Genomic DNA, 3,356 nt, shown 5'->3' on the forward strand with positions numbered 1-3,356 from the left:
CCGCCTTGCGCTTCCACAAGCCCAGCCTGGGTGAGTGTGCCTGCCTTCAGCGTTACATCATAGGCGCCAACCTCACTTGTCTCACCTATTGTTAATATGCCATCACTGGAAAGCTCCACCTGTTTTTTAGAAACAATGCGCCCCGTTTGGCTGAGATTTGTTTGCGCATGCAAAGCAATGGTATCATTGCTTTCTATTGTGCCACTATTGCTTAAATCACCGTGGCTGGTCAGTTGAAGGTCACCACGCTCAATCTCTATGTGCCCTGCTTGGATCACACTATCAGCAACAATATTAACTGCCCCTTGCGTAGAAATGAGACCATCAACATTCTCAAAACTGCCCACATCAATGCGCAAACCATCCCGCGCTAAAACATGCGCACCTTCATCATGTGTAGCGTTTTGTTGGTCTGAATTTGTCGTTTCAGCGCTTTTATTGACAAAAGACGTTGCAACAATCTTCATCTCACCGGCTAAAGCACTGAGAAGACCAGCCTCATTGTTTATATGACCAGCACGTATCTCTTTCAGCCCACCAATGCTGAGAGCCTCTTCAGCAATAATTCTGCCCTGTGTATTGCTCAGATTACCATCACTGAATAGATCCATAGATTTTTTGGCGTAAATCAGCCCACTATTGCTGACATTTCCTGCCACATTAAGGGCAACATTCTCACCACTGGAGCCAAGCACACCGGCATTGTCTAATTGCCCTGCGATCACAACAAAAACACCACCACTTTGAAGGACCCCTTCGGATGTATTCTTCAGAAAGGCTTGTTGCGGATCGGCGCCTTCTTGTGCGCTTACCATCAAATGCAAATCATCGGTTGCAATAAACGTCCCTTGATTGGTAAATGCACCAATATGAGCATCGACACTCTCACCGCGCATTGTGCCGCTATTTGCGACCCCATCACGCACTTGAAGGGTTAATGCTCCCTCTTGGGCTTCCACAGTCCCTGCTTGGGTTAAAGCATCAGCACTTAAAACCACATCATAACTTAAAATCGTGCTCTCTTGACCGGTTGTGAGCATGCCACCCGCTGTCAAGGCAACCTGCTGCATACTGACAATATCACCCGTATGATTGAGGGCACCATGGGCATCCAGCGTTATCTCCCCATTAGACCAGACAGTGCCTTCTTGGATCAGGGCACCGTGATGCGCATAAAGGTCAATTTTTTGCTCTGCCACTAAGCGCGCGCGTGATGTAAGCTCTGCTGCTTCCACCAAAAGAGAGCCGCCGGCGCTATAATGTCCAGCGCCTACAGTGAGCGCATCATCGGCGCTCAAGACAATATTCCCCTTGGCACCAATATGGTTGTTTAAAGCGGTGATTTGATTGGTTTTAATGGTCAGATCGCCAAGGGAAGAAACCCCTGTTTGATCATTGTCTTGCATGCGGCTTAGATCAATTGTTGCTGCTTGGATCTCTAAAAGATCACCGGCGGCTATCCGCCCATTCCCCGCCTCAAGCTTTGCTGCCTGTAAATGCAAAGAACCCGTCGCTGACTGTTGACCATCACTCCCAATACCGCTTGCTAGAAGAGCATGGGACTGGAGTTTGATCAGATCGGCATGCACATCAACAGCACCGCTTGCCGCAACGCGAGCTTGCTCAGCCAATTCAACATGTTTCAAAGCCTTAAGTTCAACCGCTTCTTCTGAAAAAAGAAGATCTTTCACATGCACACTATCGTGGTGGGAACGCGCTTTTACTGCTCCTTTGGCACGTGCTTTGGCAATCACCAGCTTGCCATCACTTGTCAATCTCATGGCGCCTGCATTGGCAACCATGTCTCCTCGCATCTTAACGCCGGCGCCTTTATCATTGGCAATCACGCGGATCTGCCCCGCATACATTCCACCAAACTCACTGGAATCAATCGCCAATTCTGGCTCTTTGCCATCAGAACCAAGAGAAGTTGCTTCGCGTTTGTCATAATCAAAATGATTGTGACCAGCAATAACAGCCAAATCTCCTTTGACCTGTATGGGACCCCCGATACTGATCTTGCGCGAAACAAGATCAAAAATATCTAATGCACTCCCATCAGCCCCACGAGAGCCTATGGTGATATCACCACCCTCAACACGCAACCCACTCAAAGCGCCATCGGCTCCAATGATCGGTTGTCCGGTCGATAACGTCACCCGTGGTGTATTAATAAAGCCACAACCGTTACAGGTAATCCCATTGGGGTTGGCGATAATAACATCCGCCATATGCCCGTGTACTTCGCTCACGCCTTCAAGACGCGAGCGATTGGCACTCACCACTTCATTGAGGATAACCTTTGCTGCACCGCTATAACGCAAATTGCCGTTGCCTGGCACCAATCCCCCAAGCTGTGAACGCGAAACCTCCTCAGTCGAATTGTTCAAAATCACGCCATGGGTATCAACATTGAAACTGTCATATTTGTTATGAGAAAGACCTTGTCCATTGGGGCGAACAATATCAATCAGCGGCACATCATTGCCGGCTTTCCCCACCGTGGGGCGGAAAACAGAGCCAACCCCATCAGCTGCTTTTATCCCTTGGCTCTCTTGTGCAACAGGACTTCGCGCTCCAAGCGCTTGTGCTTGCAACAACAAAGGCTGAAAAGCTAAGCAAAAACTTAAAACAAGTGAAAGCCCCTTATGGATCCCTCGCTGCAAAACACAAAGAACGCGCTGCCATAGCTTGTATCCATATCCCAATCTATGCTTTTGATTTTTCAATCCCCGCATCTTCAGCTCCTCATAAAATTCTTTATCTCTTAAAAAAAACAACCCAAAGGGATGTAAACAGCGCAGCGATATTTTTACCGCCCCTTTGCTCTAAAATCTCAATAATGCCCGTACTTGAAATAACCCTGTCGAATTTCCCTTTTCTCGCACTGTCGATTGGGTTAAAATATTCGAATAAGATACATCAATATCCGTAATGTCTCCGGTTGCATGGAAACCAAGAGTTGCCCCAACGAGGCTCCCGCCAAAACTGTTTTTGTTTGCATCATTGGCTACAGCCCCCAGATCAAGCGCCATATAAGGGGAAAATTGGCTTATAAATTTACGCCCCATTCTCGACGAAAAACCTGGCAACAACAGCGACAATTCATTGCGCCAAAACACCCCATTATTGCCGTAATAAATCGCCTCACGCACCCCGCGCACAGAGGAACTACCACCAAGCGATATTTGCTCTGAACTAAACAACGTGTCGGGTGATAATTGTCCTGAAAACAGTGTGTTATAGCGAAAGTTATACTGTTTGAGCGAAAAAGGACGCACGTAGCCTAGAGAAAAAGACAATTTGGAAAATTGCCCTTTGGGTGAATTTTTTGTTGCATTCTCTTGCTCTTTATC

Annotated in this window: 2 protein-coding genes; both read right to left on the minus strand. The window is 47.6% G+C overall.

Annotation, left to right across the window (positions count from 1 at the left end):
• Positions 1–2,738: filamentous hemagglutinin N-terminal domain-containing protein (locus ACFIK3_RS09065; protein WP_375676588.1), on the minus strand; the 2,738-nt coding region annotated here is incomplete at its 3' end.
• Between the two features lie 90 nt (positions 2,739–2,828).
• Positions 2,829–3,356: ShlB/FhaC/HecB family hemolysin secretion/activation protein (locus ACFIK3_RS09070; protein WP_375676589.1), on the minus strand; the 528-nt coding region annotated here is incomplete at its 5' end.

Source organism: Bartonella sp. CB10SXKL (genome assembly GCF_042195515.1).
Classification (GTDB): domain Bacteria; phylum Pseudomonadota; class Alphaproteobacteria; order Rhizobiales; family Rhizobiaceae; genus Bartonella.